The sequence below is a fragment of the Flavobacterium sp. TR2 genome, assembly GCF_025252405.1.
Lineage (GTDB): Bacteria > Bacteroidota > Bacteroidia > Flavobacteriales > Flavobacteriaceae > Flavobacterium.
Genome location: NZ_CP104307.1, coordinates 4,401,084 through 4,421,903 on the forward strand (window position 1 = coordinate 4,401,084; position 20,820 = coordinate 4,421,903).

The window sequence follows — 20,820 nt, forward strand, 5'->3', positions numbered from 1 at the left end:
CTATTTGCTGTTCTTTTTAAATAATTTAACTATTATGTAAATTTCAAAACAATAAAGCATACAAACCAATTCTAAAGAAAACTAATTGTTAAATGTGCAGCAGCACAGCTCGTGAACTGCTGCCACAAGTCTAACTGTTTACTTTATTTGTATATTTGTAAAAATAGATCTCTAAAAAGCAAATCCCCTATTAATGTTTGAACTATTACCAGTAGATCCAAAAACCATTTTTCTACTTTATTTCTGGGGTAATTTTTTTACCTGCATCCTCATTTTTAGTTTTTCTTTTTCGTACGCGACGAGCGACAATAGAAAAATATTAAAATGGTTTGGGTTAGGCAAATTAATTCTGACCCTTGCTTGGATATTGGCGCTTTTACGAGACATCATCCCAGATTTTATTTCTATCAATATTGCCAATTCTATGATTCTTGGCGCCTGCTGCTTTGAAACACTTGCCATGTTATCGCTTATTAAAACAAAAGCCAAAAGGCAGTATCAGTTTCAAATAGCCATTACAGCTGCATCAATAGTATTTTTTAATATTTCGACCATTTTTGATGCCTCAATGAATACCCGTGTGATAATTGGCGGCATCGGAGTGTTTGTCATCTATTTGCTGCCCACGCTAACTTATTTTTCAGAAAAAGAAAAAAGCTTTTTCAAGACTTTTTATGTTTTGTGTTACATCGTTTTTGAAATTCTAATTGCGGTACGAATAGTTCACCGATACTTATATCCTCAAAATCTTATTATTTCCAACGACACTTTCGACAGCTTATACAGCATTTGTCTATTTCTATTGACTCTGATTGGAATTGTAGGCTTTTTGCTTTTAGTCAAAGAAAAGCAGGATTATAAAATCAAAAAGCTTTTAAACGATAAAAACCAATTTTTTTCTATCATATCTCATGATCTCAGGGGCCCGTTAGGATCATCGATTTCACTTTCTGAAATTTTGCTGGAAAATATTGAACAGTACAGCCGAGAAGAAATAAAAGAAATATCAGAACTGCTGCATGACTCCAATAAAAACATTTACAAACTGCTTGAAAATCTTTTAGAATGGTCTAGAGTTCAGACTGGAATGATTACTTTTCATCCTAAAAACATACTTTTAAATGCCTTGGTCGAGGAAAATATTGGACTGAGCAAAAATGTGGCCTTAAATAAAAATATTTCAATCCAATTTGAATCGGCTGAACTTATCGAAGCTGAAGTTGACCAAAATATGATCAGCACGATTTTGCGTAATTTGCTAAGCAATGCCATAAAATTTACTGACAAAAATGGCGAGATAAAAGTCAAATTACTCAAAAACAGCCAAAAAGTCGAAGTTTCTATTACAGACAACGGCATTGGCGTTCCTGATTCCATCAAAGAAAAACTATTTAAAATTAATGGCAAAGTGCTGCAGAAAGGAACTGAAAACGAACTCGGCAGCGGACTTGGCTTGCTGCTCTGCAAAGAGTTTGTAACCATTCATCAAGGCAAAATTTGGGTCGAAAGCGAACTGGGAAAAGGAAGCACATTTAGATTTACGCTTCCGCTAAAAGTTATTTAAACCTCAAATTCAAAATTCCGATACTAGCTTATGCCTCCTGAGCGAAGTCGAAGAATAACTACCGAGGAACATACAGCAATGATTTTACACAAGATCATTCAACTCCTTACAGAAAGAAAAGCTGTGCGTGAATGCTTTATGAAAGATCTAAAAACAAAAAAAATCCAAATCCCAGTTTGAATTGGAATTTGGATTTTAAATATTGGAATTTTAAAAAGTTTAGTCTAATACAAAACTTACGCTAACATTTGCTGTAATTTCGATTTCTCCAACAGCTAAAGTTTCGTTTGAAGCTCCACCCATTGCATCTGCTTCTTTCATTCTCATTGCAGCATACATTGGCTGTGGACGGTAAACTTGAGAGTTATCAGAAATTGTAAACGCTTTACCTACTTTTTGTCCTAAAACAGAAACGTATTCTTCAGCTTTTGTTTTAGCGTCTTTCATGGCTAATTTTCTAGCTTCAGATTCGTATTGCGCTAATTTAGATGATTCGAAAGAAACTCTGTCAATTCGGTTAATTCCTTGCTGAACCAGACCTTCCATTAACTCATCGTATTTAGCTAAATCTTTTACTACGATTTCTACAGTTTGCGTAGCATTATAAGAAGTTTTCTTTTTCTCATAATCGTACTGCGGATTAAGAGCTACTTGTTTTGTTTTGAAATCTGCTGTTGGGATATTCATTTTTTTGATGAATTTTAAAACAGCATCCACTTTCTCATCATTTTGTTTTTTAACATCTTTAGCATTATTCCCTTTTGTTTCAACCGAAGCTGAAATACAAACCTGATCAGGTGCTACTTTTACTTTTCCTTCTCCATTAACATTAATTAGAGGTACTTGTTTGATTTCTTGGCCGTAAGACATAGTCATAAACATGATAGTTAAAAATAATACTAGTTTTTTCATTTTTGTTAAATTTTAATATTTTACAAGAGCATCCCAAAAGTTGTGCCAAGCTTACAGTTTTCCCAATTTTGCCATTCCAAAAAGTATCAAAATCGGAATTGCAAGCAGAATTACCATCAATGTATGGTCTGTAAGCAATGAGGGCATTTTTATTAAAGTTATCAAATAGCCTCCTATAGCACCTCCAAAGTGTGCTGTATGGCCAATATTATCATTTTTAGCTCTCATTCCGTAAATAGAATACAATAAATATAAAATTCCGAAAAGATAAGCCGGCATCGGTATGACAAAAAATATTCCGAGCATCATATCTGGCTGCAACAATATGGCCGAATACAAAACTCCTGTTACAGCCCCCGAAGCCCCAACGGCTCTATAGCTGTAATCGTTTTTATGGAACAACATGGTAAGAAGGCTTCCGAAAATTAAACTTCCAAAATAGACTAATACAAAAGAAAAATTGCCAAGCCAGCTTAAAACTACAGGAGCAAAAAAATACAAGGTCAGCATATTAAAAATCAAATGCATCATGTCTACGTGCAGAAAGCCAGAAGATAACATTCTGATCTGCTCTCCAGAACGGATGCTTCCGACATGAAATTCGTATTTTCTAAAAAAATAAAGATCGTTAAAACCTTTGTAACTAATAACAACGTTCGCAACGATAATCGCTATTAAAATAAAATTCATAAGTGTTCATTATTGTGAATTGTAAATATAATCATTCTTAAAGATAAGTTAGCAAGAAAGCAAAATATCAATCGCTAATCATTTTTAATTTATCTTTGTAAAAAAAATTTACATGCAGTTTCTTGTTTATATTTTAGCCTTCCCATTGCTTTGGCTTATTTCTATACTTCCCTTTCCTATATTTTACTTATTCTCAGATTTTGTATATTTTTTAGTATACAGAGTTATCGGATACCGTAAAAAAGTAGTGCGCGAAAATCTAGCCTTGACTTTGCCTCATTTAAGTGACGCAGAAAGAAAAGTTATTGAAAAGAAATTCTACAAGCATATGTGCGATATGTTTTTGGAGATGATTAAAACAATGAGTATGTCTCCTGAAGAAATGGAGAGAAGATTTCATGTAACCAATATTGATCTTGTGCAAGATTATGCTAAAAAAGGAAAAAGCGTGATTCTTGTAGCTTCGCATTATGCAAGTTACGAGTGGCTTTTAACTATAAATCCGAAACTAGGATTTCAGGGAGTTGCGGTTTACAAAAGACTGGCCAATCCTTATTTTGATAAATTGGTTCGAAAAATACGTTCTAAGTACAATACCGAAATGATCGAAACCCGAAAAGCGATTCCGACAATGGCAAAAAATCAGCGAAATGGCGTGTTAAGTATGTACGGTTTAGCAAGTGACCAATCGCCAAAAATGGAAAGGATTTTTCATTCAATGAAGTTTATGGGGATTGAAGTTCCTGTGCATACGGGCGCAGAAACTTTGGCAAAAAAATATGATTTGGCTGTGATATTTGTACAGGTAAAAAAAGTAAAAAGAGGTTATTATGAGGCCACATTTATTTCGCTTGCCGATAATCCGAAAGAATTTGAAAATTTCAAAATCACCGAAATGTATTTGAAAGAAGTGGAAAAACAAATTCTAGAAGCTCCAGAGTTTTATTTGTGGACACACAAAAGATGGAAACACCGCATTGAATAATTGCGTTGGAATAATGCAACAAAAAGCCCGTAAAACACACTGTTTTTCGGGCTTTTTTATTTTAAAAACTGAAAATTTTAGATTCCAGCAATGACTTTAATTTCATCAATAATTCGAAGCGCTAATTGATCTGCAGCTTCCTGAGAAGGAGCCTCAGTATAAATACGAATAATTGGTTCTGTATTTGATTTTCTTAAATGAACCCATTCTGTAGCAAAATCAATTTTCACGCCGTCAATTGTCGAAATGTCTTCATTTTTATATTTCTCTGTCATTTGAGATAAAATCGCATCAACATCAATTTGCGGTGTCAATTCAATTTTATTTTTGCTCATGTAATATTCTGGATAAGAAGCTCTCAAAACAGAAACTGGCATTTTTTTGTTTGCCAAATGCGTTAAAAACAAAGCCACTCCCACCAGACTATCGCGTCCATAGTGCAATTCAGGATAGATAATTCCTCCGTTTCCTTCACCACCAATTACAGCATTATTTTTCTTCATCAATTCTACCACGTTTACCTCTCCTACTGCACTTGCCTCATAGCTTCCGCCATGGGTTTTGGTAACATCTCTTAATGCGCGAGAAGATGACATATTAGAAACCGTATTTCCAGGAGTTTTGCTCAATACATAATCTGCAACAGCAACCAAAGTGTATTCTTCACCAAACATTTCACCATCTTCGCTGATGAAAGCCAAACGATCTACATCTGGATCTACTACGATACCAAAATCAGCTTTTTCTTTTACCACCAATTCTGAAATATCGGTCAAATGTTCTTTTAATGGTTCTGGGTTATGAGGAAAATGCCCGTTTGGTTCGCAGTACAATTCTACTACTTCAACACCCATTAATTTGAGAAGTTTCGGAATGATGATTCCTCCAGAAGAGTTTACTCCGTCAACAACCACTTTAAATTTAGCTTCCTTAACCGCTTCAATGTCAACCAATGGCAGATTTAAAACTTCATCGATATGAATATCCATGTAAGCGTCATTAGAAATAACTTCCCCTAAACTATCCACATCAGAAAAATCAAAAGCTTCTGCTTCTGCAATTTCAAGAATTTTTGCTCCGTCAGCTCCGCTTAAAAATTCGCCTTTAGCATTTAATAATTTTAAAGCATTCCATTGTTTTGGGTTATGCGACGCTGTTAAGATAATTCCTCCGTCAGCTTTTTCCAAAGGCACAGCCACTTCTACAGTTGGCGTTGTAGAAAGTCCAAGATCAATAACATCGATTCCTAAACCAATCAATGTATTTACCACTAAATTATGAATCATTGGCCCAGAAATTCTAGCATCGCGGCCAATTACAACTGTCAATTTATCTTTAGCAATATTATTTTTTAAGAAAGTTCCGTAAGCCGATGCAAATTTTACTGCATCAACAGGAGTTAAATTGTCTCCTACTTTTCCTCCGATCGTCCCACGGATTCCAGAAATAGATTTTATTAGAGTCATTTTTGTGAGTTAGGGTTATTTTTTTACAAATATAAAAAAGTTACTGAGTTACTAAGTCCATAAGTTTCTAAGATTTTAAAATCGCCTCTAGCAAAGCACTTGCTTCTCGCTATTTTTATAACAAAATGTTTTAAAAAAGTTTTATATATTTACTAAAATAACTCAGAGTCTTAAACTTCGATTCTTTGAAACTTATAAAAAATGAATTTCTTAGCCCATATATATCTTTCTGGAGACAATGATTTAATTAAAATCGGGAATTTTATGGCAGACGGAATTCGCGGAAAACAGTTTGAACATTTTCCTGAAGATGTGCAAAAGGGAATCTTACTGCACCGATTCATAGACACTTACACCGATTCTCACGATATTTTCAGAAAAAGCACCAAACGCCTGCATGACAGATACCACCATTATGCAGGAGTTATCGTAGATATTGTCTATGATCATTTTCTAGCCAAAAACTGGACCCAATATTCTGATGAAAAATTAGAGCTTTTTATCAAGCGTTTTTACCATTCGCTGCATGACAATTATGATATTTTAACCGAAAAAACACAAGGCTTAATGCCTTATATGATTGAAAGAAACTGGCTTTTGAGCTATCGAACGACCGAAGGAATCCAGAATATACTAACCCAAATGGACAGAAGATCCAAAAACATTTCTCAAATGCAGTTTGCTGTCGAAGAGCTTACTGAATTTTATGATGAATTTGAAGACGAATTTACGCTCTTTTTTGAAGAAATGAGAGCACAAGCCAAAGAAAAACTACATTCACTTTAAGCCAATTAATTTTAGTAGATTATGAAAAAAATTACGTTTTTAATCGCCCTTTTATACATAAGCAACAGTAATGCACAACAGACACCCCCTCAGCCAACAGGATTGGTTGTCACAAAAGCCATGGTGGTTTCTGCACGAGAAGAAGCTTCAAAAATAGGTTCTGACATTATGAAAAAAGGCGGAAATGCTTTTGATGCCATGGTAGGAACCGAATTGGCTCTTGCGGTTGCCTTTCCGTTTGCCGGAAATATTGGCGGTGGCGGATTTATGGTTTACAGAAAAGCAAATGGCGAAGTCGGCTCTTTAGATTATCGCGAAAAAGCTCCGCTGGCAGCTACAAAGGATATGTTTTTGGATAGCGAAGGAAATGTTATAAAAGGAAAAAGCACTCAGACAGCACTTGCCATTGGTGTTCCGGGCACAATTGCAGGCGTTTTTGCCGTGCATAAAAAATATGGAACCATGCCAATCTCTAAGATCCTTGAACCTGTTATTGCCTTAGCAGAAAGAGGTGTCGTGGTAACTAAAAAGCAAGAGAAAAGCTTAAAAGATTATCACGAAAGCATTGTGAAAATAAATGGAGAAAAATCTCTTTTATCTGGCAATTTTAAAGAAAATGACACAATCAAATATCCAGCATTAGCCAAAACTTTAAAAAGAATTCAGAAAAAAGGGAGAAACGAGTTTTATAAAAGTGAAACAGCAAAAATTCTGGTCAACTACCTTAAGGAAAAAGGAGGCATTATCACGATGCAGGATTTGGCCAAGTATGAAGCCAAGTGGAGAAAACCATTGCAGTTTACATATAAAGATCTAAAGATTACCTCAATGGCTCCGCCAAGCAGCGGCGGAATCTGTCTGGCTCAAATCTTAGAAATGCTTGAGCCTTATGATTTAGCCAAAATGGGGCATAATTCGCCAGATGCCATTCAGGTTATTGTTGAAGCAGAAAGAAGAGCTTATGCAGACAGAAGTTACTTTTTAGGAGATCCAGATTTTGTCAAAATTCCATTAAAAGGATTGTTGGACAAAAATTACCTGCGTGAAAGAATGGCTAGTTTTAATCCTGAAAAAGCAACTTTATCTACTGAAATTAAAGAAGGGAAAGTAAATTATGCCGAAAGCACAGAAACCACTCACTATTCAATTGTAGATCAATTCGGAAATGCTATTGCGGCAACCACAACATTAAATGACGGTTATGGTTCAAAATATTATTGCGATGAACTAGGTTTCTTTTTAAACAACGAAATGGACGATTTTAGTGCCAAACCTGGTTCTCCAAATATGTTCGGATTGGTTGGAAACGAAGCCAACAGCATCGCTCCGCAAAAAAGAATGTTAAGTTCTATGACGCCAACAATTGTAGAAAAAGACGGAAAATTATTTATGGTGGTAGGAACTCCGGGAGGTTCAACAATTATCACTTCGGTTTTGCAGACTATTTTAAACGTTTACGAATTTAATCTGAGTATGCAGGAAGCGGTTAATGCGCCCCGTTTTCATCACCAATGGCTGCCAGATTTAATTACTTTTGAACCAAATACATTTGAAGCAAAAACAATTGATCAGCTTAAAGCTAAAAATTATTTGATTAACGAAAAACCAACTCCAATTATCGGAAAAGTTGATGCTATTTTGGTATTGCCAAACAATAATTTAGAAGGAGGAGCCGACTTTAGGGGCGATGATAAAGCCGTTGGTTTTTAATAGTTCTCCGTTTTTATTTTTTTAATCTAACATTATGAACTAATTTTGTAAGAACGATAATTTTATAACAGAATGCTAAAAAAATATTTCAGAAGACTCGAAAGCATCATTGCTTTGGCACAATCCTTAATGACTCCAAAGCAGTTTCTTTTTTTGTCAAGCGTTCTTATCGGAATATCTTGTTCCCTTGCGGTTATCGTGCTTAAAACTTTCGCGCATAGCGTATTCTCATTTGCCACATACATTAATGGAATCTTAAAATTAAGTTTCATCAACAGTATTCTGCCTATTATTGGTATTACATTAACTGTTTTTGTAGTAAACAAAGTGCTTAACGGAAGTATTCAAAAAGGAACTTCGCAAATTTTGTATGCGGTTGCCAAAAAAGCCAGCATTATTCCGAGAAAGCAGATGTATGCTCAAATTGTAACAAGTTCCTTGACTGTTGGTTTAGGAGGTTCGGCAGGTTTAGAGAGTCCAATTGTAATAACTGGAGCAGCATTTGGTTCAAATTATGCTCAAAATTACAAAATGCAGTATAAGGACCGAACTTTACTGATTGGTTGCGGTGTAGCTGCTGGAATTGCGGCCGCTTTTAATGCCCCAATTGCTGGTGTTCTTTTTGCTATCGAGGTTTTATTGGTAGACGTAAGCATTGCTGCTTTTACTCCTATTATGATTTCGGCTGCAACGGGAGCTTTGGTTTCTGCCATTGTTTTGGATGAAAGCATTCTTTTAAGTTTCAAAAAGCAAGAATCTTTTGATTACCATAATATTCCCTTTTATGTTATTCTGGGAGTTCTAACGGGCTTGGTTGCCATCTATTATTCAAGAAATTTTCAGAGAGTAGAACATTATTTTGCCAAACAGCAAATCAATCCGTATAAAAAAGCTTTAATTGGTTCATCTTTATTAGCCTTGCTCATTTTTATTTTTCCGACGCTTTTTGGTGAAGGATACGAAAGCATAAGAACTTTATCTGAAACCGATCCTGGAAAATTGCTGGATAATACGCTTTTTGCAGATTTCAGAAACAATCAATGGGTGTTACTGCTTTTTGTTGGCGCGACTATGATGGTTAAAGTTTTTGCATCAGGACTGACGATTGGAAGCGGTGGAAACGGAGGAAACTTTGCTCCTTCGCTATTTTTAGGCTCGTACTTAGGATATTTCTTTTCGAAACTTATAACCATGTTGGGTTTATCTAAACTTCCTATAACCAATTTTACAATGGTTGGAATGGCCGGAATTTTGAGCGGTTTATTTCATGCGCCTCTAACTGCTATCTTCTTAATTGCGGAAATTACAGGAGGCTACGGATTAATGATTCCGCTGATGATTGTTTCTTCTATCAGTTTTGCCATTTCTAAACGTTTCGAAAAATATTCGCTTGACGTAAAAGGATTAGCCAAAAAAGGGCACGCTTTTACGAGCAACAAAGATTCTAATATCTTGTCTACTTTAGATATTGACTCGATTATTCAATGCGATTATCTGACAGTCCATCCAGACGAAAACTTAACTAAACTGGTAGATCTTATTTCGCATTCTAACCAAGTTGTTTTTGCTGTAGTAAATCATGACAAAGACTTGGTTGGCGTGGTTCATTTCAACGATATTCGAGAAATCATTTTTAATTCTTACCGAGTTAAATACACCTTTATAAGAGATGTAATGAAAGCACCTGCTGCGACAATTTCCACACTCGACAGCATGGAAATTGTAATGCGCAAATTTGAAACCACAAAATCTGCTTTCCTTCCTGTTTTAAGAGACGGCAAATACCACGGATTCATTTCCAAATCGATAGCGCTCGAAGCCTACAGAACAAAACTCCGCTCCATGACAATCGAATAAATTTAATATCGGATACGTTAAAAATTTTCAATATCCGATATTAAGAAGTACCTTTGTAGGATTATGTTTAATATTGACCTAACATACAGAGAAGAATTTCAATCAACCTTTGACCGATTGTACCAAAAAAGGCAAGAACTGCAAAACAGCAGACCATTGCCCAATATTGCTTTGAACAAAATACGAGAAAGCCTTTCACTAGAATGGACATATAATTCTAATAGTATTGAAGGAAATACGCTTAGCCTGCGAGAAACCCAAATGGTTATTCAAGAAGGAATTACCATTAAAGGGAAATCGCTTCGCGAACATTTTGAAACGCATAATCACGACAAAGCCATTGATTATCTTTATTCAATTGTAGATGAAGAATATAAGCTGCGTAGCATAGACATTTTGTCTATCCACGGTTTGGTGATGCGCTCCATCGAGGAAGACTTTGCCGGAAGAATTCGTAATGGTGGCGTTAGAATTTCAGGAGCTAATTTTATGCCTCCAAACGCTAATAAGGTTTCAGATTATTTAGACGAATTAATAGAATTTATCAATACAAATCCTTTAAATTTAAATGATATAGAACTGGCAACAATCTATCATCATAAACTTGTCTGGATTCATCCTTTTTTTGATGGAAATGGCCGTACGGTTCGTCTAAGCATGAATTTATTATTAATGCGCTGCGGTTTTCCTCCTGCCATTATTTTAAAAAATGATCGCAAGAAATATTACGAAGCGCTCAATCAAGCCAATAACGGAAACTATCAGAAATTGACGCTTTTGATGTGTCAGGCACTCGAAAGAACGCTCAATATTTACCTAGGCGCAATGCCAGGAAGCAGCTACGACTATCAATCTATCCAAAACATTGTTAGTGAGCCTGACACTCCTTATGGCCAAGAATATGTAAGCCTATTGGCCAGAACAGGAAAAATTGACGCTTACAAAGAAGGCAGAAACTGGTACACTACCAAAGAAGCAATTGAAAACTATATGGCAACCCGAAAAAGAAAACGCTGATTTTACATCAGCGTTTTTTTGTTACTATTTGTAACATAAACTTTTGCTATCGAGCACTAAAAGAACAAATCAAAGTGGTAACTTTGCGTTTTGCTCAAAATTATGTTAGATAAAGACAATACTATTGAAGTTCTTGGCGCAAGAGTTCATAATCTAAAAAATATCGATATATCTATTCCGCGTGAAAAACTGGTTGTAATTACCGGTCTATCAGGTTCGGGAAAATCTTCTTTGGCATTTGATACCATTTATGCTGAAGGCCAGCGCCGTTATGTAGAAACATTTTCTGCCTATGCGAGACAATTTCTAGGCGGTTTGGAGCGCCCTGACGTTGATAAAATTGACGGACTTTCGCCTGTAATCGCAATTGAACAAAAAACTACCAGTAAAAGCCCACGTTCTACGGTTGGAACTATTACTGAAATATACGATTTCTTAAGGCTCTTGTATGCACGTGGTGCAGATGCCTACAGTTATAACACAGGCGAAAAAATGGTTTCGTACTCTGATGAGCAGATCAAAGATTTGATCATTCAGGATTATAAAGGGAAACGCATCAATATTCTGGCGCCAGTTATTAAAGCGAGAAAAGGTCATTATGCCGAATTATTTCAGCAGATTACCAAACAGGGATTCTTGAAAGTTCGTGTAAACGGAGAGGTTCAAGATTTGGTTGCGGGAATGAAATTAGATCGTTACAAAACGCACGATATCGAGATTGTAGTTGATAGAATGGTGATTGAAGATAATCCTGATACTCAGAAAAGATTATCAGAAAGCATCAACACGGCGATGCATCATGGCGAAGATGTCTTGATGATTTTGGATCAAGATTCAAATGAAGTGCGTTATTTCAGCAGAAATTTAATGTGTCCAACAACTGGAATTTCGTATCAGAATCCAGAACCGAATTTGTTTTCGTTTAACTCTCCAAAAGGAGCTTGTCCGCACTGCAACGGATTGGGAACTGTACACGAAATCAACGTTAAAAAGATTATTCCAAATCCTAAACTATCAATAAAAGCAGGCGGTTTTGCCCCTCTTGGCGAATACAAATCTTCATGGATTTTTAAGCAATTGGAAACCATCGGAGAAAAATTTGGGTTTAAAATAACCGATCCGATTGAGAAAATTCCTGAAGAAGCAATGCAAATGATTTTGTATGGCGGAAAAGATAAATTCTCTATCAACTCAAAAGACCTTGGCGTAACAAGAGAATATAAAATTGATTTTGAAGGAATTTCTAATTTCATCAAAAATCAATATGACGAGAGTGCCACAACTAGCATAAAACGCTGGGCAAAAGATTTTATGGACGAAATTAACTGTCCTGTTTGCGATGGCTCACGTCTTAAAAAAGAAGCTTTATTTTTTAGAGTAAATGAAAAAAATATCACCGAATTGTGTGATATGGATATTTCAGATTTAACCGCTTGGTTTAAAGATTTAGAAAACCACTTAACCGACAAACAGCTTTTAATCGCTTCTGAAGTTGTCAAAGAAATAAAAGACCGTTTGAACTTCCTTATGAATGTTGGTTTGAATTATTTGGCTTTAAGCCGAAGTTCAAAATCGCTTTCTGGCGGTGAGGCGCAGCGTATTCGTCTGGCAACGCAAATTGGTTCGCAATTGGTTGGTGTTCTTTATATTTTGGATGAACCAAGCATTGGCTTGCACCAAAGAGACAACGAAAAGTTGATTCAGTCTTTAGAACAATTACGTGATATTGGAAACTCTGTTATTGTGGTTGAACACGACAAAGACATGATTGAAACGGCAGATTATGTAATTGATATTGGACCAAAAGCTGGAAAATACGGCGGACAAATTATCAGCACAGGAACCCCGAAAGAAACCTTAGCATCAAATACAATTACTGCTCAATATTTGAATGGTAAAATGAAATTTGACATTCCGAAAAAAAGAAGAAAAGGAAATGGCAAATTCTTAAAACTGACTGGAGCAACAGGAAACAACTTAAAAAATGTTTCTATTGAAATTCCGTTAGGGCAGTTAATCTGCGTAACAGGAGTCTCCGGAAGCGGAAAATCTACTTTGATTAATGAAACGCTTTACCCGATTTTAAACGCGCATTATTTTAATGGAGTAAAAAAACCGCAACCCTATAAAAAGATTGAAGGTTTAGAGCATATTGACAAAGTTATAGATATTGACCAAAGCCCGATTGGAAGAACACCGCGTTCTAATCCTGCAACTTATACCGAAGTTTTCACTGAAATCAGAAACCTGTTCACCATGACTTCTGAAAGTATGATTCGCGGTTATAAAGCGGGACGTTTCAGTTTTAACGTAAAAGGCGGGCGCTGCGAAACCTGCGAAGGTTCTGGCGTAAGAACAATCGAAATGAACTTTTTACCAGACGTTTATGTTGAATGCGAAACTTGCCAAGGAAAACGTTTCAACAGAGAAACTTTAGAAATTAGATACAAAGGAAAATCTATTTCTGATGTTTTGGATATGACAGTTGACGAGGCCGTTCCTTTCTTTGAAAACATTCCGAAGATTCATAGAAAAATCAAAACAATTCAAGATGTTGGTTTGGGTTACATTACGCTTGGACAGCAAAGTACAACACTTTCTGGCGGTGAAGCTCAGCGTATAAAACTAGCGGGAGAATTGTCTAAAAAAGATACTGGAAATACATTTTATATCCTCGATGAACCCACTACAGGTCTACATTTTGAAGACATTCGCGTATTGATGGAAGTAATCAATAAACTGGTTGATAAAGGAAATACGATTCTAGTTATCGAACATAATATGGATGTCATCAAGCTTGCCGATTATATTATTGATATTGGTCCAGAAGGCGGAAAAGGCGGCGGACAATTGGTTGCCAAAGGAACTCCAGAAGAAGTGGCTCAAAATAAAAAGAGTTACACAGCTAAGTTTTTGAAAAAAGAGCTAGAGTAAGAAAGCAGATCTTTGTCAAGGTTTAAAACTTTGACAAAGATTTCATTTTAACTACAAAAGATTTTTACGAACTATATACCTGATAATGAATCAAAAACCTTTACTTGATTATTATCGCAACATTACTTTTGGATTATAATTCCTCCTTTTTGTAACAATTTTAGAAAAAAGCGTTAATTTAGTATCCGCTTTTTTTGAAAAATTCAAGCTTTTTAAAGAAAAACTATTTCAATTAAACCAACAGTTTATTTGGAACCGATTGCCCTAGCCCTGATAGGAGCGGCATCTCCCGATTTAGAAAAACAAGACTTTTTAGCCGTAGTTTTTGTTTATCGGGATTATAGCGGACAGGCAGTCCCGATAGCTATCGGGAAGTTCCTTCCTTCGACTACGCTCAAGATGACAAAATGGGACAAAAACATAAAAACATAATAATAAATTAAAATACCTAAAATGAGATTAGAAGATTTTGATAATGATGAAGACAAAGTAATTCAGGATCGTTTGAAACAAAAAACGTGGAATGAAATTAAAACCAATGACAGCTGGGCAATTTTTAAAATTATGTCTGAGTTTGTAAATGGTTACGAAGCTATGGGACGAATTGGCCCTTGCGTTTCTATTTTTGGATCGGCTAGAACAAAACCAGAAGATAAATACTATCAATTGGCAGAAAAAATTGCTTATAAAATCAGTAAGGCAGGTTACGGTGTGATTACAGGAGGTGGTCCCGGAATTATGGAAGCTGGAAATAAAGGTGCACATTTGGGCGGAGGAACTTCTGTTGGTTTAAATATCGAACTTCCGTTTGAACAGCATTTTAATCCATATATTGATCATGATAAAAACCTGAATTTCGACTATTTCTTTGTGAGAAAAGTAATGTTCGTAAAATATTCGCAAGGGTTTGTGGTTATGCCGGGTGGTTTTGGAACTTTAGACGAAATGTTTGAAGCTATTACTTTGATTCAGACTAAGAAAATTGGAAAGTTCCCGATTATTTTGGTTGGAGTTGAATTCTGGTCTGGTTTGATCGAATGGGTTAAAACCGTTTTGGTTGAAAAAATGCATACGGTAAGCCCTGAAGATTTAGATTTGTTTAAAATTGTAGACACAGAAGACGAAGTTGTCGAAGCATTGGATAAATTCTACAAAAAGTACGATTTAAGTCCGAATTTCTAATTCTTCAAACTAAGTAAGTGGTATGTATAAGTATATTTAAGCGCAACGCTCAAAGCAATTGTTTGAAATAAACTTATATCAGTGATATGGTTAAAATATACCGCAAATACACAAAAATTGAAAGCTGTTTTTTTAAACAGCTTTTTTTATACTATTTTTACAAAAATCCGTAACTTCAATATGTCCATAACTTAAGTATATCTAATAATTTTTTAAGCCATTATTTGAAAGCACTTTATAAAATTATTTGCCTCGCTCTAGCTTTATCATTTTCGATAAAACTGACCGCACAACATCAATCTAAGATGGAAGTGGCGGTAAATCTTGAGCTTAAAACACTGAATATAAAACAGGACATTACGTATTTCAACAATACAAACGACACTTTGGTTTCGATTGTGCTGAACGATTGGAATAATGCTTTTGCAGACAAAAATACGCCTTTGGCAAAACGTTTTTCTGATGAATTTTACAGAGGATTCCATTTGGCCAAAGCCGCAGATAGAGGAAAAACTACAATCATAAATCTGACCGAGACTAATTTTTCTGCTCTAGAATGGGAAAGAAGTGCTAAAGATCCTGATTATATCACTGTAAGACTGAATCGTAAGCTTCTCCCGAACGAAAAAATCGATCTTCACCTCAATTATATCGTAAAAATACCGAACGATAAGTTTACCCATTTTGGGTTTACTCAAAATGGTGGCATGGCATTAAAAAACTGGTTTTTGAGCCCTGCCCGTTTCGAAAATGGCCTTTTTGTAAAGTACAACAATTTCAACTTGGATGATATCGCAAATGCCGTGAGCGATTATGAAATGGAAATTAAAATCCCAAATCAGTATTCGATTACGACAGATTTAAACTCCATTTCGAAAGATTCAACCAATCAGAGCTACAATATCTATTCTTTTTCGGGCAAAAACAGAACGGATATTAGCCTTTACATCGAAAAACAAAACAGTTTTAGAACCTACGATAATGGCTCTGTACAGGTTCAGACGAATTTAAAAAACAAAAAAATAGACGAATTTCAGAAAGCTATTATTATAAACCGAGTTGTTTCTTATGCTGAAAAAACCATCGGCAAATATCCGCACGAAAAAATCACCGTTTCGCAGGCAGATTATGACCGAAATCCGTTTTATGGTTTAAATCAGCTGCCTTCGTTCATCAGTCCGTTTGAGGATGATTTTATGTTTGAGATTCAATTTTTAAAGACTTTTTTAAATAATTATCTCAAAAACAGCCTGCGTTTAGATCCGAGAAAAGACAATTGGGTCTATGACGGAATCCAGATTTATACGATGATGAAGTATATGGAAGAACATCATCAGGACGAAAAAATGCTAGGAAGACTTTCTGACATGAAACTCTTCAAAAGCTACAATATCACCAATCTGACTTTTAATGAGCAATACAGCTATTATTATATGCTGATGGCGCGCAAAAACTTGGACCAGCCACTTGGGGACCCGAAAAACACGCTAATAAAATTTAATGAACAGATTGCCAGTAAATATCGTGCAGGTTTAAGTTTGAGTTATTTAGACGATTATCTTAATCATGATATTGTTCCTAAAAGCGTTAAAGAATTTTACAGCCTCAATCAAATTGGACAATCAAATCGTTACGATTTCGAAAAAATATTAACTCAAAAAAGCCCGAAAAATATCGACTGGTTCTTTAAAACTATTATCGATTCGAGAGATATTATCGATTATAAATTTTCGAATGTTTCAAGAACTGCGGACAGCATCTCATTTTCGGTTAAAAACAAAACCGGAATCTACGCTCCTATTCCGATTTACGGAATTAAAAAGAAAGAAGTCGTTTTTAAAGAATGGATTGAGCCTACTAAAAAAGACTCTGTCTATGAATTCAGCCGAAAAAATGCTGATAAAATCGTCATCAATTACAACAATGAAGTTCCAGAGTACAACCAGAGAAACAACTGGCGATCATTAAAAAGTGTTTCGCTCAATCGCCCTCTGAAATTTAATTTTACTAAAGATTTAGAAGATCCAGATTACAATCAGATTCTATATATTCCGACATTAAATTACAATTACTATGATGGTTTTACGCCAGGAATTCGCTTTCATAATAAAACCATTTTAGACAAGCCTTTTAATTTTGACATCAATCCAGCTTATTCGATAAAAGCAGGTACTATTTCTGGTTCATCGGCCTTTTCATGGAATCAGTACTACAGAAACAGCACCTTGTATAATGTTCGATATTCTATTAGCCAAAACTATTTCCACTATGCGCCAGACGCGACTTATTTGAGATTAAATCCGATGGTGGTCTTCCGCATTCGCGAAAAAGATTTCAGAGACAATAGAAAGCAAACGTTTATGTTCAGACAGGTTATCGTAAACCGTGAAGCGAGCGATTATATTACGGATAATTCAGAACCTAACTACTCTGTTTTCAATGCTCGCTATTCTAATACCAAAACGGAATTAATTGACCATTTTAGTTTTATGACCGATTTGCAGTTTTCTGGCGGATTCGGAAAAGTTTCGGGAGAAGTAGAATACAGAAGGCTGTTTGAAAACAACAAAAAGTTAAATTTAAGATTATACGCGGGAAGTTTCTTGTACAACACAACAAACTCAGATTATTTTAGTTTTGGTTTAGACCGTCCTACAGATTATTTATTTGATTATAATTTATTTGGAAGATCGGAAAGCACAGGTTTCTTTAGCCAGCAGTACGTCATTGCTGAGGGAGGTTTCAAATCGCAGCTGGAACCTTCTTACGCCAATCAATGGATTACTACTTTAAATGCTAGCTATGCTATATGGAACTGGGTAGAACTTTACGGAGACATCGGTTTTTTGAAAAATAAACATCAAAGTGAGTTCTTTGCTTATGACTCAGGAGTGCGTTTAAACCTTGTTCCTGACTATTTTGAACTCTATTTTCCCGTTTATTCTAACAATGGATGGGAAATATCACAGCCCAAATACAATGAAAAAATAAGATTTATAATCACTTTTTCGCCAAAAACGTTAGTTACACTTTTTACCCGAAAATGGTTTTAATCAAATGAAAATTAAATAAAAACTTGCGAAATTATCAATAAAATTAAATTTCATATAAAAATAACATAAATAAAATACGTAGTTTTTAGATTTGAATACAAATAATTAAATTATATTTACTTCAAAGAATTATGATTATTGATTGTTTTTAAGTAATTTCGCGACATAAACAAACATGACTCCTCAAGATTATGATAAAAGAACAAAACAATACTACACTGACATTTGAAGATTTCAAAACTGAGGTATTGAATGACTATAGAATTGCGGTAACAAGCCGCGAATGTAGTCTTTTAGGTCGAAAAGAGGTATTAACAGGAAAAGCAAAATTTGGCATTTTTGGAGACGGAAAAGAAGTTCCGCAGCTGGCAATGGCAAAAGCTTTTAAAAACGGAGATTTCCGTTCTGGATACTATCGCGATCAGACTTTTATGATGGCTATCGGCGAATTGAATGCTAAACAGTTTTTTGCCGGTCTTTACGGACATACCGATTTGGCCTTTGATCCGATGTCTGCAGGAAGACAGATGGGCGGACACTTTGTAACGCACAGTTTAAACGAAGATGGTTCTTGGAAAGATTTAACCAAACAAAAAAATTCAAGTTCAGATATATCTCCAACTGCTGGTCAAATGCCTAGATTATTAGGATTAGCTCAAGCATCTAAAATCTACAGAAACGTTGACGGGATTACCATTAAAGACAAATTTTCTGTTGATGGAAACGAAGTGGCTTGGGGAACTATTGGCAATGCAAGTACTTCTGAAGGTTTATTTTTTGAAACCATAAACGCTGCTGGAGTTCTACAAGTTCCGATGGTAATGAGCGTTTGGGATGACGAATACGGAATCTCGGTTCATGCTAAGCACCAGACTACCAAAGAAAATATTTCTGAAATTTTAAAAGGATATCAGCGTGATGAAGATTCTAAAGGCTATGAAATCTTTAGAGTAAAAGGCTGGGATTACGCTGAATTGGTTTCGACGTATGAAAGAGCCGGAGCAATTGCACGCGAAGAACACATACCGGTTTTAATTCACGTTAACGAATTAACACAGCCGCAAGGCCACTCCACTTCTGGTTCACACGAACGCTACAAAAGTGCAGAAAGGCTGGCTTGGGAAAGAGATTTTGACTGTATTCGCCAAATGCGTTTATGGATGATTGCAATTAATATAGCTTCTCCAGAAGAATTGGCAGAGCTTGATTTCGAATTAAAGAAAGAGGTTTTAGAAGCTAAAAAAGAAGCTTGGAACAACTTCATTAATCCTATTATCGAAGAGCAAAAAAATCTTTTAGCTTTATTGGAGCAAATTGCTGAGGCAAGCATCAACCATAAAGAAAGAATCAAAAAATTAATTTCTGAATTGGCAGCGATCAAAGCACCTTTGAAGAAAGAATTGTTAGTTTACGCTAGAAAGATTCTTCGTTTTATTGAAGTGCCAAACAGCAAAGTTATTTTATCAAACTGGATTACAGGATTTTTAGCTGAAACACAAGAAAAATTTAGCAGCAATCTACATTCTGAATCTACTAAAAATGTATTTTCGGTAGAAAAAGTGCTTCCTCAATATCCAGAAAATGCGAAACCGGATTTGGACGGAAGAATGATTCTTCGTGATAACTTTGATGCCTTATTTGCTAAATATCCTGAAACTTTAATTTTCGGTGAAGATGTTGGAAACATTGGAGACGTAAATCAAGGTTTAGAGGGAATGCAGGAAAAATACGGAGAACTTCGTGTTGCCGATGTTGGAATCCGTGAAGCGACTATTATTGGTCAGGGAATCGGAATGGCATTGAGAGGGTTACGCCCAATTGCTGAAATTCAGTATTTAGATTATTTATTGTACGCTATTCAGATCATGAGTGACGATTTAGCGACTTTACAATATAGAACTGTCGGTAAACAAAAAGCACCATTAATCATTAGAACCCGCGGACACCGTTTAGAAGGAATCTGGCATTCTGGTTCTCCAATGGGAATGATTATCAATGCAATCCGCGGAATTCACGTTTTGGTTCCAAGAGACATGACGCAAGCAGCTGGCTTCTACAACACTTTGCTAGAATGTGACGAACCAGCTTTGGTTATCGAATGTTTGAATGGATATCGCTTAAAAGAAAAAACGCCGCTTAATTTTGGCGAATTTAAAACGCCAATTGGAGTTGTAGAAACTTTAAGAGAAGGTTCGGACATTACTTTAGTTTCTTACGGATCGACTTTAAGATTGGTTCAGCAGGCAGCTAACGAATTGGCAGAAAAAGGAATTGAGTGTGAGGTTATCGATATTCAATCTTTACTTCCGTTTGACATTAGCAAAGACATTGTAAAAAGTATTGCCAAAACAAACCGCCTTTTAGTAATCGACGAAGATGTTCCTGGAGGAGCTTCAGCATTTATTTTACAGCAGATATTAGAAGAGCAAGATGCTTACAAATATTTAGACAGCAAACCGCAAACTTTAGCCGCTAAAGCGCACAGGCCTGCATACGGAACGGATGGAGATTATTTCTCTAAACCTTCAGCAGAAGATATTTACGAAAAAATTTACGATATGATGCACGAGGTTAATCCTTCCAAATATCCTGCTTTATATCAATAAAATAAGACTTTTAGACATTAAAAAACGCTCCAAGATTTTGGAGCGTTTTTTTTTATTT

14 protein-coding genes are annotated in these 20,820 nt (G+C 35.6%); 11 read left to right on the forward strand and 3 right to left on the reverse strand.

Translation table 11 applies throughout. The features are described from left to right. The first annotated feature begins 193 nt into the window (after window positions 1-193). Window positions 194-1,564: a sensor histidine kinase gene (locus N4T20_RS18765; protein ID WP_260670596.1), complete on the forward strand. Its 1,371-nt coding sequence runs from the start codon at window positions 194-196 to the stop codon at window positions 1,562-1,564. Between the two features lie 219 nt (window positions 1,565-1,783). On the opposite strand, the gene N4T20_RS18770 is transcribed toward N4T20_RS18765, so the two are convergent. Then, window positions 1,784-2,476: an SIMPL domain-containing protein gene (locus N4T20_RS18770; protein WP_260670597.1), complete on the reverse strand. Its 693-nt coding sequence runs from the start codon at window positions 2,474-2,476 to the stop codon at window positions 1,784-1,786. A 51-nt stretch (window positions 2,477-2,527) separates the two neighbouring features. Further along, window positions 2,528-3,166 (reverse strand): rhomboid family intramembrane serine protease, encoded by a 639-nt coding sequence (locus N4T20_RS18775; protein ID WP_260670598.1) that lies wholly within the window; start codon window positions 3,164-3,166, stop codon window positions 2,528-2,530. Window positions 3,167-3,278: 112 nt separating this feature from the next. Here N4T20_RS18775 and N4T20_RS18780 point away from each other — a divergent pair, with 112 nt between their 5' ends. Beyond that, on the forward strand, window positions 3,279-4,151 hold the full coding sequence (locus N4T20_RS18780; protein WP_260670599.1) for a lysophospholipid acyltransferase family protein: 873 nt from the start codon (window positions 3,279-3,281) through the stop codon (window positions 4,149-4,151). Between the two features lie 77 nt (window positions 4,152-4,228). Here the strand turns inward: N4T20_RS18780 and glmM are convergent, their stop codons facing one another. Continuing rightward, the gene (gene glmM, locus N4T20_RS18785) at window positions 4,229-5,617 is read right to left on the reverse strand and encodes a phosphoglucosamine mutase (RefSeq protein ID WP_260670600.1); all 1,389 of its coding nucleotides are present in this window, start codon (window positions 5,615-5,617) and stop codon (window positions 4,229-4,231) included. Window positions 5,618-5,818: 201 nt separating this feature from the next. Between glmM and N4T20_RS18790 the strand changes: the two genes are divergently transcribed. From N4T20_RS18790 to N4T20_RS18830, 9 genes are all read left to right on the forward strand, one after another. Beyond that, window positions 5,819-6,403, forward strand: a complete 585-nt coding sequence (locus N4T20_RS18790; protein WP_260670601.1) for an acyl carrier protein phosphodiesterase — start codon at window positions 5,819-5,821, stop codon at window positions 6,401-6,403. A 21-nt stretch (window positions 6,404-6,424) separates the two neighbouring features. Then, on the forward strand, window positions 6,425-8,113 hold the full coding sequence (gene ggt, locus N4T20_RS18795; protein ID WP_260670602.1) for a gamma-glutamyltransferase: 1,689 nt from the start codon (window positions 6,425-6,427) through the stop codon (window positions 8,111-8,113). Between the two features lie 72 nt (window positions 8,114-8,185). After that, on the forward strand, window positions 8,186-9,970 hold the full coding sequence (locus N4T20_RS18800; RefSeq protein WP_260670603.1) for a chloride channel protein: 1,785 nt from the start codon (window positions 8,186-8,188) through the stop codon (window positions 9,968-9,970). A gap of 63 nt (window positions 9,971-10,033) precedes the next feature. Next, a complete protein-coding gene (locus tag N4T20_RS18805; RefSeq protein ID WP_260670604.1) occupies window positions 10,034-10,987 on the forward strand; it encodes a Fic family protein in 954 nt (317 codons plus the stop codon). Between the two features lie 102 nt (window positions 10,988-11,089). Further along, on the forward strand, window positions 11,090-13,921 hold the full coding sequence (uvrA, locus tag N4T20_RS18810; protein ID WP_260670605.1) for an excinuclease ABC subunit UvrA: 2,832 nt from the start codon (window positions 11,090-11,092) through the stop codon (window positions 13,919-13,921). Window positions 13,922-14,170: 249 nt separating this feature from the next. Then, window positions 14,171-14,353 (forward strand): hypothetical protein, encoded by a 183-nt coding sequence (locus N4T20_RS18815; RefSeq protein ID WP_260670606.1) that lies wholly within the window; start codon window positions 14,171-14,173, stop codon window positions 14,351-14,353. Window positions 14,354-14,374: 21 nt separating this feature from the next. Then, window positions 14,375-15,103, forward strand: coding sequence for a TIGR00730 family Rossman fold protein (locus tag N4T20_RS18820; protein WP_260670607.1), 729 nt, complete (start codon window positions 14,375-14,377; stop codon window positions 15,101-15,103). A 305-nt stretch (window positions 15,104-15,408) separates the two neighbouring features. Beyond that, on the forward strand, window positions 15,409-18,156 hold the full coding sequence (locus N4T20_RS18825) for an aminopeptidase (protein ID WP_260670608.1): 2,748 nt from the start codon (window positions 15,409-15,411) through the stop codon (window positions 18,154-18,156). A gap of 191 nt (window positions 18,157-18,347) precedes the next feature. Continuing rightward, a complete protein-coding gene (locus N4T20_RS18830; RefSeq protein ID WP_260670609.1) occupies window positions 18,348-20,762 on the forward strand; it encodes a thiamine pyrophosphate-dependent enzyme in 2,415 nt (804 codons plus the stop codon). Window positions 20,763-20,820: the final 58 nt, after the last annotated feature.

Coding starts and splice junctions, on each gene's coding strand:
- N4T20_RS18765 (WP_260670596.1), top strand. CDS start 194: ATGTTTGAACTATTACCAGTAGATCCAAAAACCATTTTTCTACTTTAT.
- N4T20_RS18770 (WP_260670597.1), bottom strand. CDS start 2,476: ATGAAAAAACTAGTATTATTTTTAACTATCATGTTTATGACTATGTCT.
- N4T20_RS18775 (WP_260670598.1), bottom strand. CDS start 3,166: ATGAATTTTATTTTAATAGCGATTATCGTTGCGAACGTTGTTATTAGT.
- N4T20_RS18780 (WP_260670599.1), top strand. CDS start 3,279: ATGCAGTTTCTTGTTTATATTTTAGCCTTCCCATTGCTTTGGCTTATT.
- glmM (WP_260670600.1), bottom strand. CDS start 5,617: ATGACTCTAATAAAATCTATTTCTGGAATCCGTGGGACGATCGGAGGA.
- N4T20_RS18790 (WP_260670601.1), top strand. CDS start 5,819: ATGAATTTCTTAGCCCATATATATCTTTCTGGAGACAATGATTTAATT.
- ggt (WP_260670602.1), top strand. CDS start 6,425: ATGAAAAAAATTACGTTTTTAATCGCCCTTTTATACATAAGCAACAGT.
- N4T20_RS18800 (WP_260670603.1), top strand. CDS start 8,186: ATGCTAAAAAAATATTTCAGAAGACTCGAAAGCATCATTGCTTTGGCA.
- N4T20_RS18805 (WP_260670604.1), top strand. CDS start 10,034: ATGTTTAATATTGACCTAACATACAGAGAAGAATTTCAATCAACCTTT.
- uvrA (WP_260670605.1), top strand. CDS start 11,090: ATGTTAGATAAAGACAATACTATTGAAGTTCTTGGCGCAAGAGTTCAT.
- N4T20_RS18820 (WP_260670607.1), top strand. CDS start 14,375: ATGAGATTAGAAGATTTTGATAATGATGAAGACAAAGTAATTCAGGAT.
- N4T20_RS18825 (WP_260670608.1), top strand. CDS start 15,409: ATGGAAGTGGCGGTAAATCTTGAGCTTAAAACACTGAATATAAAACAG.
- N4T20_RS18830 (WP_260670609.1), top strand. CDS start 18,348: ATGATAAAAGAACAAAACAATACTACACTGACATTTGAAGATTTCAAA.